This window comes from Vescimonas fastidiosa, assembly GCF_018326305.1.
In the GTDB taxonomy this organism is placed as follows: Bacteria; Bacillota; Clostridia; order Oscillospirales; family Oscillospiraceae; genus Vescimonas; species Vescimonas fastidiosa.
Genome location: NZ_AP023416.1, coordinates 506,918 through 520,101 on the forward strand (window position 1 = coordinate 506,918; position 13,184 = coordinate 520,101).

The following is a 13,184-nucleotide window of genomic DNA, read 5'->3' on the forward strand; positions in this document are numbered from 1 at the left end:
ACCGCGTGCAAGCGGGCATATTCTGCTTTTATCCCATCAGCCCGATAACGAAAATCGCCAGAATCATAATGGGCAGCACGATCATAAACAGCCACCGCATCCACCCGGCCACCTTCATGCCCTTGCCGGTGTTGGCCTCAGCCTGGTAGTTTTTGAAGCCCCAGCCCCAGCGGGTCACGCAGAAGAGCAGGTATACCAGCGACCCCAGAGGCAGCAGAATGCTGCTGACCAGGAAATCCTCGCTGTCCAGCACATCCCGGCCGCCGATGGGGTGGAAGCCGCTGAGCACATTGTAGCCCAGCACACAGGGAATGCTGGCGATGAGAATGAGAGCGCCGTTTACCACGGCGGCCTTCTTGCGGCTCCAGCCGAACAGATCCATGCACGAGGACATGATGTTTTCAATGACCGCAATGACCGTGGAGAAGGAGGCGAAGGTCATAAACAGGAAGAACAGTGCCCCCCAGACCCGGCCCCCGGCCATGTTGGTGAACACGCTGGGCAGGGTAATAAAGATCAGGTTGGGCCCGGAGTCTACCTCCACGCCATAGCTGAAGCAGGCGGGGAAGATGATAAGGCCCGCCATAATGGCCACAAAGGTGTCCAGTCCGCAGATACGGGCGCCCTCGCTGAGAAGGGTGTGGTCCTTGCTCATGTAGCTGCCGAAGATCTCCATGGCGGAAATGCCCAGGCTCAGGGTGAAGAAGGCCTGGTTCATAGCCGCGGCAATAACATTGCCCAGGCCCACGGAGCGTACATTGTCCATGTTGGGCACCAGATAGAAGGCAATGCCCTCCCGGGCGCCGGAGAGGGTGAAGCTGTGAATGGCCAGCACCACGATCAGCACCAGCAGCGCCGTCATCATTACCTTGCTGACCCGCTCCAGACCCTTGCGCAGCCCGATGCTGCACACCAGCACCCCTGCCGCCACCGTAATGGCCATCCACAGGCCCATTTCCATAGGGTTGGCCAGCATATCGGTAAAGACCTTGGCATTGGCCTCGCTGCTCATGCCGTGGGCAAAGGTGCCCGTGGCGAACTTGAAGAAGTAGTCCAGCATCCAGCCGGATACGGTGGTGTAGTACATCATCAGCAGGTAGCAGCCGAGAATGGCGAACCAGCCGTGTATGTGCCACTTGCTGCCGGGCTTTTCCAGGGCCTTGTAGCCCAGCACCGCGCTCTTGCGGCTGGCGCGGCCCACGCCCAGCTCCATGGTCAGCACCGGCAGGCCCAGCACCACCAGCATGATCAGGTAGATCAGCACGAAAAATCCGCCGCCGTTCTGCCCCGCCACGAAGGGGAAGCGCCACACATTGCCGATGCCGATGGCGCACCCGGCGCTCACCAGCAGGAAGCCCAGTCTTGACTTAAAAGATTCTCTTTCCACGATGTTTCTCTCCTGTTTTCGGGCGGGCGCTGCAGGGGATCATGTTAAGAGCCCGCTAAAATAGTATAACAATAGTATCATAGGGAGAAAATTCATCTTTGTCAAGTTTTTGCAAATCGGGAAAACGCTGATAAAATCGCCCTGAAATTAGCGAAAACAACGAAAACGAGCCCGAAACCCGGCACGATCTGCCCCGCTGTCCGAGGCAGCCCCTTTCCCCGGAAAAAGCAAAACAGGGGCTACCCAAACGGCACGATTCGTGGTATAGTATATTCTGTATAAGAATCGACACATGGGAGGGTGAGGCGTGAAGAAGTGGAAGAAGAAAATGGCAGTTTTGGTGGCGAGCCTGGCGCTGGCCTTGGGGCTTTGCGGCTGCGCCCTGGAGACCTCTGCGGAAAACCTGTTTACCCTGCCGGAGGTGCCGGTGGAGTACACGGGCCTGTCCAACACCCTCAACACTTATTTGAAGAGCGGCTACGAATATATAAACCCCACCGGCGGCAACAATATGCAGTCTCTGCAGATGATCGACCTGGACGGCGACGGCAGCAAGGAGGCGGTGGCCTTTTTCCGCTGCGCGTCGGACGAGAAGCCCCTGAAGATTCTGTTTTTCCGGTCGGAGGAGGAGTCGTTCACCCTCTTTTGCACCATTGAGTCCGGCGGCACCTCCATTGATTCCATTTCCTTCCGGGACTTTGACGGCGACGGCAAGCTGGAGGTGGCTGTGGGCTGGCGCATCAGTACAGAGGTGCAGACGGTGGCCGTGTATCGCCTGCGGGGGAATACCCCCGAGGTGATGATGCAAAGCGGATACAGCCGCTTTGTGGTGGACGATCTGGACAGCGACGGTCTGTTTGACCTGCTGCTCCTGCGCACAGATGCCGACGGCGCCACCCTGGCCGAGCATTTCCGCTGGCGGGAGGGGGAGCTGCGCAGCGGCAGCCCATGTCGCCTGAGCTGCACGGCGGCGGAGCTGAGTCGGGGCAGCATCGTCTGCGGCAAGCTGGACAGCCAGAGCAACGCCGCCTTCATCACCGGCGTGGACGAGGGCAACCAGGCCATGACCGACATATTGGTGAGCCGGGAGGGCGAGCTTAAAAATGTGACCCAGAGCCGCAGCACCGGGAAAACCGATGTCCGCTACGCCTTCAGCCAGCTCCGTCCCCAGGACATCAATAACGACGGCATCATCGAGATCCCCTATCCCGCCGACAGCACCGTTCGCTCGGCGGCCCGGGTGTTCTGCTGGTATCGGTACAATGACCGCGGGGACAGCGTCTGGGTCATGGACACCTATCACAACCAGCCCGACGGCTGGTATCTGACCCTCAGCGAAGACTGGCACGGCTGCATGAAGGGCACCGACATCATAAGCACCGACAAGGGCTCCTGCGTGACCCTGCAGTGTAACGGGGAGGCGGTGCTGTACCTGTACAGCTTCAGCGGCGAGGACCGGGACCGGGAGGCCCGCAGCGACGGGCGTACGCTGCTGATGCTCCGCTCCAACATGGCGTATGCCATGCGTATCACGGAGGAGGGCGAACGCATCGGCGTGAGCAACGAGTGGGTCAACAGCCATTTCTATTTGATCTCGACGGCTTGGGCCGCCGGAAACTGAGAGGAGAGGGCAATGAAAAAAGTACTGGTTTTAGAGGATGAGAGCAGCATCCGCAGCTTTATCGTTATCAATCTGCGCCGGGCGGGCTACGATGTTATCGAGGCCGAGAGCGGCGAGGAGGCCCTGGAAAAGCTGCAGCAGAACCCGGACATCCGGGTGGCCCTGCTGGACATCATGCTGCCCGGCATCGACGGCTTCGAGGTGTGCCGCCGTATCCGGGCCACCAATCTGCGTATCGGTATCATCATGCTCACGGCCCGGTCTCAGGAGATGGACAAGGTCACGGGCCTGATGACCGGCGCCGACGACTATGTGACAAAGCCCTTTTCTCCGGCGGAGCTTACGGCCCGGGTGGACGCCCTCATGCGCCGCTCCGGCATGGCCGAGGAGATGTCGGGCCAGCTCACCCAGCCGCCCTTCGTCCTCAACACCCGCAACCGCACCCTGGAGAAGGACGGCCGGCGTATTAAGCTCACCCAGATGGAATACGCTATTATGAAGATGTTCATGGAGAACCCGGGCAAGGCTCTGTCCCGGGAGGAAATTTTGGACCTGGTATGGGGCCGGGATTACTTCGGCGAGCTGAAGATCGTGGATGTGAACATCCGCCGCCTGCGGCTGAAGATCGAGGATAACGCCACCAATCCCACCTACATCACCACGGTATGGGGGTACGGCTATAAGTGGGACGCATAATGCAGGACAGGAGCGCCGGGGATACCGCTAAGGTCAGCCACGGCCGCAAGCGGCGCATGATGGGTATGCGCCGCCGCTGGATCATCACCAGCGTGTTTCCGGTCATCACCATTCTCATGCTCATTGCCGCCCTCAGCTCGGTTGTCTTGGTGGCGAGCTATTACAGCAATGCCCGCTTCGCCCTGGAAAATAAGGCCCGGGCCGGGGCAAGCTATTTCAATACCTATGCCATGGCCAACTACAGCGAATATTATCGCAACGCGGTGCTCTACGCCGGGAATTTCGACGAGGCGGACACCATTGAGCTGCAGTTTTTAGACCGCAATGGCCGCGTGGAAATTTCCAGCCGGGGTCAGACCGTGGGCATCACCCCGGAGACCCCGGAGGTACGCCGGGCCCTGGATACCGGAAGAATGGACTCCTTCACCGGGCGGGACCCCCTTACCAGGGAGAATATCCTGGCCGTGTCCGCACCCCTGGAGTATGACGGCGGCGTGGTAGGCGCTTTGCGCCTGGTCACTTCCACCCGGGAGCTGGATAAGCAGGTGGCCCTGCTGGCCGTAGCCGTCATGGGCCTGGCAGCCGTCATCAGCGGCGTGGTGCTGTGCGTGAACCTGGTGTTTATGCGCCGGATCGCCGCCCCGGTGGCGGAGGTGACGGAGGCCGCCAAGCGCATTTCCGATGGCAGCTACGGCATCCAGATCCCCAATAAATACGAGGATGAAATGGGGCAGCTGGTGGACAATATCAACCAGATGTCCCTGCAAATCAGCCGGAGCGAGAAGATGCAGACGGAGTTCATCTCCTCCGTGTCCCATGAGCTGCGCACCCCCCTTACCGCTATCAACGGCTGGGGCGAGACCCTCCTGGCCGACGATGGCGGCGACATCCAGCAGCTGCGCCGGGGCGTGCGGATCATTCTGCGGGAGTCCCGCAGACTCACCAACATGGTGGAGGAGCTGCTGGAGTTCTCCAAGATAGAGGACGGCCGCTTTACCCTTCGGGTGGAGCAGATGGACCTTCAGGCCGAGGTGGAGGACGCCATTTACACCTATCGGGAGCTTTTCCGTCAGGACGGCATCGACCTGGAGTATCTGAATGCCGGGGAGATGTTCGAGCGGCCCATCACCGGCGACCCGGAGCGGCTGAAGCAGGTGCTGTGCAATGTGCTGGACAATGCCGCCAAGCACGGCGGTTCCGGCAAGCGCATCACCGTGTCCATGGAGCAGGAGGGAGAGTACTATACGGTACGGGTCCGGGACTATGGCCCTGGCATCCCGGAGGCGGAGCTTCCCTATGTGAAGCAGAAGTTCTATAAGGGCAGCTCCAAGGCCCGGGGCAGCGGCATAGGCCTGGCGGTGTGCGATGAGATCATCCACCGCCACGAGGGCACCTTCGACATCGGTAATGCCCCCGGCGGCGGCTGCGTGGTCACCATCCGCCTGCCGATTTCCCGCGAAGAAGAATAAAAATAGTAGAACAAATGTTGCATTTCCTCCACGGCTGTGCTATACTGTGGGGGAAGCAGAGAGGACTTACTGACACATGGCAAAACGCGAAAAGAAAGAAACCTTCCGTACCTCCATCGGCGGCCAGGCTCTCATTGAGGGCATCTTAATGCGCGGCCCGGAGAAGCAGGCCATCGTGGTCCGGGCCCCGGAGGGCCTGGTGACAAAGGTGGAGGAGCTGAAGCTGGTGCGGGACAAGTACCCCATCCTGGGCCTACCCATTATCCGGGGCGTGGTGACCTTTTTGGACTCTATGGTCAAGGGCATCAAGGCCCTGATGTTCTCGGCGGACTACTTCCCCGACGATGCGTCTGCCCAGCCCTCCAAGCTGGATACATGGCTGGAGAAGCATGTGCCGGCGGAAAAGCTCCAGAGCGTGCTGGTAGGCGTGTCCCTGGTGCTTTCCCTGGGGCTTACGCTGCTGCTGTTCATGCTGCTGCCCACCTTTGTGGCGGGCCTGTTCCATGCCCAAAGCGCCTTGGTCCACAATCTCATCGAGGGTGTCATCAAGATCGCCATATTCCTGGCCTACCTGATCCTCTGCTCCAAGCAAAAGGATGTGCACCGGGTGTTTCAGTATCACGGCGCCGAGCATAAGACCATTTTCTGTTATGAGGCGGGCCTGCCCCTGACGGTGGAAAACGCCCGCATCCAGCCCCGGCATCATCCCCGCTGCGGCACCAGCTTTTTGTTCGTGGTGATCGTGGTGTCCATCCTGTTCTCCTCCCTGGCCTTTACCCAGGTGGAGTGGCAGAATCTGTGGGTGCGTATCGGGATGCATCTGCTGCTGCTGGTGCCGGTGGTGGGCATCACCTACGAGTTTAACCGCTTCGTGGGCCGTCATGATAACGCCGTCACCCGGGTGCTGTCGGCGCCGGGTATGTGGCTGCAAAATTTCACCACCTTCGAGCCCGACGACTCCATGCTGGAGGTGGCCATCGAGGCCCTGAAACTGGTTCTGCCCGACGAAAAAGGCAAGGACGCCTGGTAAAGAACTCTGGCGAAAATTCCTGCGGAATTTTCTGCCAAAAGGCTTACAGCCTGCCGCGCGCATAATTTTTGCGCCGGGCGCAAAAATTCCACACTGGCAGCCTGAGCGGTATTTTTCCCCACGCACATGTCGCGGTGAAAAATGATCCCCATTTTTTGCGTCTGCGGACGCAAACTCTGCGAGGCCATTTTAGACTTTGCAAGTTAAAAAATTCCAAATTTCCACAGAAAGTGACAACGAATAGTATTATGGCCATTACATATAACAATTTGTATATGGATATTCGCCAGCAGCTCCGCCTGGCCGGAATACGAGCCTCCACCCTGGAGGCCCGGGAGCTGGTGTGCTTTGCCGCCGGCAAGACCCGCCAGCAGCTCCTGCGGGACGGGCAGCTCTATGTACCCCCGGTGGTGGAGGAGCAGGTCCGCAGTCTGGTGCAGCGGCACCTGGCCGGGGAGCCGGTGGCCTATCTCATCGGCGAGTGGGAGTTTTACGGCCTGCCCCTGGACATCGACCGCCAGGTGCTCATTCCCCGCGCAGACACAGAGACTCTGGTGGACTGCGCCCTGCCCTTTCTCCGGGTGAATCCGGGCAGCCGGGTGCTGGACCTTTGTACCGGGTCCGGCTGCGTGGGCCTGGCGGTGGCCAGCCAGGTGCCGGACTGCCGGGTGACCCTGGGTGATCTGTCTGAGGGAGCTCTGCGGATCTGCCGCCAAAATATCCGCCGCAACGATCTCTCCGACCGGGTGGCCCCCCTGCAGATGAACGCCATGCAGTCCCCGCCCAGCCGCCTGGGTACCTTCGACTGCCTCCTCTGCAACCCCCCCTACATCCCCTCCGGCGACATCGCCGGCTTAGACACCTCCGTGAGGGACTACGAGCCCCGCAGCGCTCTGGACGGCGGGGAGGACGGCCTGGACTTTTACCGCGCCGTCAGCAGCCTCTGGCGGGAGGCTCTGCGCACCGGCGGAATGCTTCTTTTCGAGGTGGGCATCGGTCAGGCGGATGATGTGCTGCGCATCATGCGCTCCTTTGGCTTCGGGGATCTGGAGATCACCCCCGACCCCGCCGGCATCCCCCGGGTGGTGCAGGGCATTCTTTACGACGAGATATAACTGGCGAAAAATCTTCGATTTTTCTGCCAAAGGGATGGCAGTCTGCTGCGCGCATAATTTTGCCGCCTTGCGGCAAAATTCCACACTGGCAGCCTGAGAGGTATTTTTCACCACGCGCATGTCGCGGTGAAAAATGATTTTAATTTTTTGCCGCCTGCGGGCGGCAAACTCTGCGAGGCTTATTAAGCTAAAACTTATATTTATAATGGAATTATAATGTAGGAGGAATGGATCATGGCAGCAAAGAAAGAGCCCACCGCCGCCGCGGTGGTGGACAAGTCCGACAAGAAAAAGGCTCTGGAGGGGGCCATGCAGCAGATCGAGCGCCTGTACGGCAAGGGCTCCATCATGCGCTACGGCGATAACGCCGAGACCAATGTAGAGGCCATTCCCACCGGCTCCCTGGCCCTGGATGTGGCTTTGGGCATCGGCGGCGTTCCCAAGGGGCGCATCATTGAGATCTACGGCCCTGAGTCCTCGGGCAAGACCACCCTGGCCCTGCATATTTTGGCCCAGGCCCAGAAGAAGGGCGGCGAGGTGGCCTTCGTGGACGCCGAGCATGCCCTGGACCCCACCTATGCCCGGGCCCTGGGCGTGAAGATCGAGGATATGCTCATTTCCCAGCCCGATACCGGCGAGCAGGCCCTGGAGATCACCGAGGCCCTGGTGCGCTCCGGCGCCATTGATGTGGTGGTGGTGGACTCCGTGGCGGCCTTGGTGCCCCGGGCGGAGATCGAGGGCGAGATGGGCGACAGCTTCGTGGGTCTCCATGCCCGGCTCATGAGCCAGGCTCTGCGCAAGCTCACCGGCGTCATCGCCAAGACCAATACCGTGGTCATTTTCATCAATCAGCTCCGGGAGAAGGTGGGCGTCATGTACGGCAATCCCGAGGTCACCACCGGCGGCCGGGCTCTGAAGTTCTATGCCTCCGTGCGCATTGATGTGCGCCGGATAGAGACCCTCAAGGCCAATGGCGAGATGATCGGCAACCGCACCCGGGCCAAGGTGGTGAAAAACAAGGTAGCCCCTCCCTTCCGTGAGGCGGAGTTTGACATCATGTACGGCGAGGGCATCAGCCGCACAGGGGAGATTCTGGACCTGGGTGTGAAGCTGGACCTCATTCAGAAGAGCGGCTCCTGGTTCAGCCTGGGCGAGGTGCGCATGGGCCAGGGCCGGGACGCAGCCAAGCAGTATCTGGTGGACCACCCCGACCAGTGCGACGCCGTGGAGCAGGAGATCCGCAAGAATTTCCACAAGCTCATGAGCAACCAGTCCAAGGTAGCCGCCCGGGCTGCCGGCCGGGCCGTGGATGTGTCCGCCGACGATTTCGACGATGCGGATTGAGCGCGTGGAGCCGTCCAAGCATAAAAAGAACCGGATACTGGTCTTTTTAGAGGGCGGCGAGCTGCTGAAAATAACCGAAAACGAACTGCTGTACTATGACCTCCGCCCGGGCGCGGAGCTTTCGGAGGAGACGGTGGTGGAGCTGAAAAAGGCCGCCCAGACCTCCCAAATGAAGGCCCGGGGCGCCCAGCTCACCGGCAGCCGTATGCTGTCAAAGAAGCAGGTGGTAGAGCATCTCACCCGCCGGGGCGGCGACAGGGAGACGGCGGAGGACACCGCCCTCTGGCTGGAGGAGCTGGGTGCGGTGGACGAGGCGGCCTACGGCGCCGCCATTGTCCGGCATTACAGCGCCTCCGGCTACGGTCCCGGCCGCATCCGCCAGGAGCTGAGCCACCGGGGCATCCCCCGGGATCTGTGGGAGGAGCTTCTTTCTCAAATGCCCCCGGCGGAGGAAGCGGCGGAGCGTTTTCTCCGGGCCCGTTGCCGGAATAAAACCGTGGACGAGGCGCTTCTTCGCAAGCTCTCTGCCGCCCTGCAGCGCCGGGGCTTTTCGTGGCAGGATATCCAGGCCCCCCTTCGCCGCCTGGAGTCCGAGATTCAGGAATAAAGGAAGATAAAAACCGTGATCGTATCATTTATATCCCTGGGATGTGACAAAAACCGTGTAAACACCGAGCAGATGATGGCCCTGTGCCTGCAATCGGGCATGACGGTGCAGGAGGACTGCGCCGGCAGCGATGTGGTGGTGGTGAACACCTGCGGCTTCATCGACAGTGCCAAGCTGGAGGCCATCGAGACCATTCTCTCCGTGGCGGAGCTGAAGGCAGCGGGCCGGGTGGGTAAAATCCTGGTCACCGGCTGCCTGAGCCAGCGCTATCAGGCGGAGCTTTTAGAGGAGCTTCCGGAGGTGGACGGCATCATGGGCACCGGCAGCTACGGCGACATTGTTTCCGCCGTGGAGCAGGTGGCCGCCGGGCAGAAATTCAGCCACTTTGCCGACATCAGCGGCCCAGTGGAGGAACTGCCCCGGGTCATTTCCACCCCCATGCACTATGCCTATCTGCGCATCGCCGAGGGGTGCAGCAACCGCTGTGCCTACTGCATTATCCCGGCCCTGCGGGGCAAGTACCGCAGCCGCCGGATGGAGGACATCCTCACCGAGGCCAAGGCCCTTTCTGACAGCGGCGTAAAGGAGTGCATCGTCATCGCCCAGGACATCACCCGCTACGGCATCGACCTGTATAAAGAGAAGAAGCTGCCGGAGCTGCTGCGGGAGCTGTGCAAGCTGGACTTTCACTGGATTCGCCTGCACTACCTCTACCCCGACAGCATTACCGATGCGCTCATAGACACCATCGCATCCGAGCCGAAAATCTGCAAGTATATGGATATCCCTATCCAGCACTGCAACGATACCATCCTCCAAGCCATGCGCCGCCGGGAGACTAACGCGGGTCTGCATCAGCTATTTACAAAGCTTCGCAGCCGTATCCCCGGCCTGGTCCTGCGCACCACCGTCATCACGGGCCTGCCCTATGAGGACGAGGCCGCCTTTGAGGAGCTGTGCGACTTCCTGCAGGAGGAGAAAATCCAGCGGGCCGGCGCCTTCCCCTATTCTCCGGAGGAGGGGACCCCGGCAGCCAAGATGCTCAACCGGGTGGATAGCGACGAGGCCCAGAGCCGTGCTGAGCTGGTGATGCAGCTGCAAAGCCAGGTGATGGACGCGTTCAACGATACCCGCCTGGGCACTACCCTGGAGGTGCTGTGCGACGGCTTTGACCCCCAGGCCATGGCCTATGTGGGCCGCAGCTATGCCGAAAGTCCCGGCATCGACGGCGTGATTTATTTTACAGCGGATCGGGATGTTCAGTCCGGCCAGTTCGTGTCCGTGCGTATTACGGGCACTATGGACGGCGATCTCACCGGCGAAGTGATAGAAACGGAGGAATAACCTATGCCCATGAATACAGCCAATAAGCTGACCCTGCTGCGGGTCTTTCTCATCCCGGTTTTCCTGGTGGTGATGTACTGGGGCTTTCCCGGCTACCGGTATGTGGCCCTGGCCGTCTATGTGGCGGCCTGTCTCACGGACCTGCTGGACGGGTACATCGCCCGGCACTATAACCAGGTGTCCGACTTTGGCAAGTTTGCCGATCCCCTGGCGGATAAGTGCCTGGTCATGGCAGCCCTGTGCTGCCTGGTGGAGTCCGGGGAGTTTTACGGCTGGATATTGGCCGCGGTGCTGCTGCGGGAGTTTGCCGTCAGCGGTATGCGCCTGGTGGCCGTGGAAAAGGGCCGGGTCATTGCCGCCGGATGGTCTGGCAAGGTCAAGACCGCCAGCACCATGGTCTGCATCTGCCTGATGCTCTTCGGCATTCCCCAGGTGCTCAATTATGTCTGCCAGGGGGTCATCCTGGTGACCACGGTATATTCCGGCGTGGAATATTTCGCCAAAAACTGGGATGTTTTCAAGGAATCTTGACACCAAGGGCAAAGCCTGCTAAAATGGCTGTAAACTACATAGCGCGTTGATCGGAAAGAGTACGCGCCACAGCTTTTCCAAGAGAGGGGCGGTCACCGGCTGCAAGCCGCCCTGTGAAGCGGCGCGGAAAGTGCGTCCGGGAGCGCGGGGGATGCAGACGCCCTCCGCCCGGCCTTGCGTAAAAGGCCCCCATTGAGTGATAAACGAGAGTGGAACCGCGATTTTTTCGCCTCTCATGCCTCCGGGCATGGGAGGCGTTTTTAGTTGGAGCCAACCTGTAGGGGCGGACGCCCCTGTCCGCCCGCCCGGCCTTGCACCGACTCCTTGTAAAAAACCCTGTCATTGCGAACCAGTGACCGATGTCACTGCTGTGGCAATCCGCATCCCCCGCAAATCCGTCTATATAATAAAACTGCAACCATAAAGGAGACCTGACCATGTATCTGTATAATTCCGCCACCCACAAGAAAGAGGAGTTCAAGACCCACACCCCTGGCCATGTGGAGATGTATACCTGCGGCCCCACCGTCTACCACTTTGCCCACATCGGCAACCTCCGCAGCTATATCATGGAGGATGTGCTGGAGAAGTACCTTCGCTACGCCGGATACGATGTGAACCGCGTCATGAACATCACCGATGTGGGCCACCTGACCTCCGACGCCGACGAGGGCGAGGACAAGATGCTCAAGGGCGCCAAGCGTGAGCATAAGACCGTCATGGAGATTGCCAAGTTCTACACCGATGCCTTCTTTGCCGACTGCCGCAAGCTGAATATCAAGCGCCCGGATGTGGTCCAGCCCGCCACCGGCCTCATTGACGATTATATCAAGATCATCACCAAGCTCCTGGACACCGGCTATGCCTACCTCTCCGGCGGCAATGTGTACTTCGATACATCCAAGCTGGAGCGGTACTATATCTTCAACGACCACAACGAGGAGGACCTGGCCGTGGGCGTTCGTGAGGGCGTGGAGGAGGATGCCAATAAGCGCAATAAAAACGACTTCGTCCTCTGGTTTACCAAGTCCAAGTTCGAGGATCAGGCCCTGAAGTGGGACTCCCCCTGGGGCGTGGGCTACCCCGGCTGGCACATTGAGTGCTCCGGCATATCCATGAAGTATAACGGCGAGTACCTGGACCTCCACTGCGGCGGCGTGGATAACGCCTTCCCCCACCACACCAACGAGATCGCCCAGTCCGAGAGCTATTTGGGCCATCCCTGGTGCCCCCACTGGTGCCATGTGGCCCACCTGAATACCGAGGGCGGCAAAATGAGCAAGTCCAAGGGCGAGTTCCTCACCGTCTCCCTCCTGGAGGAAAAGGGCTACGACCCCCTGGCCTACCGCTTCTTCTGCCTGCAAAGCCACTACCGCAAGAGCCTGGTTTTCTCCTGGGAGAATCTGGATAATGCCACCGTGGCCTTTAACAAGCTCATTGCGAAAATCGCAGCCCTGGACCCGGGCGACGGCCCCGTGGACGAAGCCGCTGCCGCAGAGCTGAAGGAGAAATTCACCAAGGCCATGGATAACGACCTGAATACCTCCATGGCTGTGACGGTGCTCTACGATGTGCTCAAGGCCAAGACAAACGGTGCCACTAAGTGCGCCGTGCTGGCGGATTTCGACAGTGTTCTGGGCCTGAAGCTGCCGGAAAAAGCGGCTGAGCAGCGCAAAAAGCTGGCCCAGATGGCCGCCCGTCCCGCTGCCTTCACCGTGGTTAGCGAGAGCGGGGAGGAGGATGCCCGGGTGGAGACGCTGATCCGTCAGCGCCAGGACGCCAAAAAGGCGAAGGACTTTGCCGAGGCTGACCGCATCCGCGACGCCCTGAAGGACATGGGTGTGGAAGTCACCGATGTTCCCGGCGGCGCCAAGTGGAAGCGCATCTGAGAAAAACCCAACAAATGAGAAAAGATCGCCCGAAGCCTATCTTCGGGCGATTTGCTATATATATATATATATACTGTTAGGAACATCCTGTAGGGCGGGGTGCCCTCACCCCGCCGCCCGCCTGCGTTGCGTCTCTTGTAACCCACCCGTA

General features: G+C 60.1%; 11 protein-coding genes. 10 read left to right on the top strand and 1 reads right to left on the bottom strand.

The window, feature by feature from the left end:
* Window positions 1-28 precede the first annotated feature (28 nt).
* On the bottom strand, window positions 29-1,387 hold the full coding sequence (locus tag KI236_RS09690; protein ID WP_212821514.1) for a sodium-dependent transporter: 1,359 nt from the start codon (window positions 1,385-1,387) through the stop codon (window positions 29-31).
* Window positions 1,388-1,694: 307 nt separating this feature from the next.
* Here KI236_RS09690 and KI236_RS09695 point away from each other — a divergent pair, with 307 nt between their 5' ends.
* The 10 genes from KI236_RS09695 to cysS all read left to right on the top strand — a co-directional run bounded on the left by KI236_RS09695 (window position 1,695) and on the right by cysS (window position 13,033).
* Window positions 1,695-3,008 carry an FG-GAP repeat domain-containing protein gene (locus KI236_RS09695; protein WP_212821516.1) on the top strand — a complete coding sequence of 438 codons (1,314 nt, stop codon included), beginning with the start codon at window positions 1,695-1,697 and terminating at the stop codon, window positions 3,006-3,008.
* A gap of 12 nt (window positions 3,009-3,020) precedes the next feature.
* Window positions 3,021-3,704 carry a response regulator transcription factor gene (locus KI236_RS09700; RefSeq protein ID WP_212821518.1) on the top strand — a complete coding sequence of 228 codons (684 nt, stop codon included), beginning with the start codon at window positions 3,021-3,023 and terminating at the stop codon, window positions 3,702-3,704.
* Window positions 3,704-5,173 (top strand): HAMP domain-containing sensor histidine kinase, encoded by a 1,470-nt coding sequence (locus tag KI236_RS09705; protein WP_212821520.1) that lies wholly within the window; start codon window positions 3,704-3,706, stop codon window positions 5,171-5,173. The genes KI236_RS09700 and KI236_RS09705 overlap by 1 nt, the downstream gene beginning before the upstream one ends.
* Window positions 5,174-5,249: 76 nt before the next feature.
* Complete coding sequence (locus KI236_RS09710) at window positions 5,250-6,203, top strand: DUF1385 domain-containing protein (RefSeq protein WP_212821522.1); 954 nt, start codon at window positions 5,250-5,252, stop codon at window positions 6,201-6,203.
* Window positions 6,204-6,451: 248 nt separating this feature from the next.
* Entirely contained in the window at window positions 6,452-7,318 is an 867-nt protein-coding gene (gene prmC, locus KI236_RS09715; RefSeq protein ID WP_212821524.1) for a peptide chain release factor N(5)-glutamine methyltransferase, read from the top strand.
* Between the two features lie 234 nt (window positions 7,319-7,552).
* On the top strand, window positions 7,553-8,662 hold the full coding sequence (gene recA / locus KI236_RS09720) for a recombinase RecA (protein WP_212821526.1): 1,110 nt from the start codon (window positions 7,553-7,555) through the stop codon (window positions 8,660-8,662).
* Entirely contained in the window at window positions 8,652-9,269 is a 618-nt protein-coding gene (locus tag KI236_RS09725) for a RecX family transcriptional regulator (protein ID WP_212821528.1), read from the top strand. Before recA ends, KI236_RS09725 begins: the two co-directional genes overlap by 11 nt.
* Before the next feature lie 15 nt (window positions 9,270-9,284).
* Window positions 9,285-10,613 (top strand): 30S ribosomal protein S12 methylthiotransferase RimO, encoded by a 1,329-nt coding sequence (gene rimO, locus KI236_RS09730; RefSeq protein WP_212821530.1) that lies wholly within the window; start codon window positions 9,285-9,287, stop codon window positions 10,611-10,613.
* Between the two features lie 9 nt (window positions 10,614-10,622).
* Complete coding sequence (gene pgsA, locus KI236_RS09735; RefSeq protein WP_212822014.1) at window positions 10,623-11,144, top strand: CDP-diacylglycerol--glycerol-3-phosphate 3-phosphatidyltransferase; 522 nt, start codon at window positions 10,623-10,625, stop codon at window positions 11,142-11,144.
* A gap of 437 nt (window positions 11,145-11,581) precedes the next feature.
* Window positions 11,582-13,033 (top strand): cysteine--tRNA ligase, encoded by a 1,452-nt coding sequence (cysS, locus tag KI236_RS09740; protein WP_212821532.1) that lies wholly within the window; start codon window positions 11,582-11,584, stop codon window positions 13,031-13,033.
* Window positions 13,034-13,184: the final 151 nt, after the last annotated feature.

Coding starts and splice junctions, on each gene's coding strand:
- KI236_RS09700 (WP_212821518.1), top strand. CDS start 3,021: ATGAAAAAAGTACTGGTTTTAGAGGATGAGAGCAGCATCCGCAGCTTT.
- KI236_RS09705 (WP_212821520.1), top strand. CDS start 3,704: ATGCAGGACAGGAGCGCCGGGGATACCGCTAAGGTCAGCCACGGCCGC.
- KI236_RS09710 (WP_212821522.1), top strand. CDS start 5,250: ATGGCAAAACGCGAAAAGAAAGAAACCTTCCGTACCTCCATCGGCGGC.
- prmC (WP_212821524.1), top strand. CDS start 6,452: ATGGCCATTACATATAACAATTTGTATATGGATATTCGCCAGCAGCTC.
- recA (WP_212821526.1), top strand. CDS start 7,553: ATGGCAGCAAAGAAAGAGCCCACCGCCGCCGCGGTGGTGGACAAGTCC.
- KI236_RS09725 (WP_212821528.1), top strand. CDS start 8,652: ATGCGGATTGAGCGCGTGGAGCCGTCCAAGCATAAAAAGAACCGGATA.
- pgsA (WP_212822014.1), top strand. CDS start 10,623: ATGAATACAGCCAATAAGCTGACCCTGCTGCGGGTCTTTCTCATCCCG.
- cysS (WP_212821532.1), top strand. CDS start 11,582: ATGTATCTGTATAATTCCGCCACCCACAAGAAAGAGGAGTTCAAGACC.